At 52.3% G+C, this 235-nt stretch carries 1 pseudogene; it reads right to left on the bottom strand.

Going from position 1 to position 235, the window contains the following annotated elements:
• Positions 1–188, bottom strand: a pseudogene (locus FQ668_RS28255) (23S rRNA pseudouridine(955/2504/2580) synthase); the annotation flags it as partial.
• Between the last annotated feature and the right edge of the window lie 47 nt (positions 189–235).

Here is a 235-nt window from a genome sequence, read left to right on the forward strand (position 1 = left end):
ATCTTGTACTCCGGCTTGACGCGGCCCTTGTTGACCCTAACCTCACCCTTGCGCAGGATGCGGTAGCCCAGCGTCTTGGGCACGCCCTTGAGGGTCGTGATGAGGAAATTATCGATGAGTTGGCCGGCAAGCTCCGGCGCGACTTAGATCAAATGAACGCCGGAAGTCGGAGGGGTATTGGTAGTCATTGCGGGATCATAACAATTTCTTATGGAATGGAAACACTTAATAATTG

This window comes from Pseudomonas sp. Kh14, assembly GCF_900291005.1.
Classification (GTDB): Bacteria; Pseudomonadota; Gammaproteobacteria; order Pseudomonadales; family Pseudomonadaceae; genus Aquipseudomonas; species Aquipseudomonas alloputida.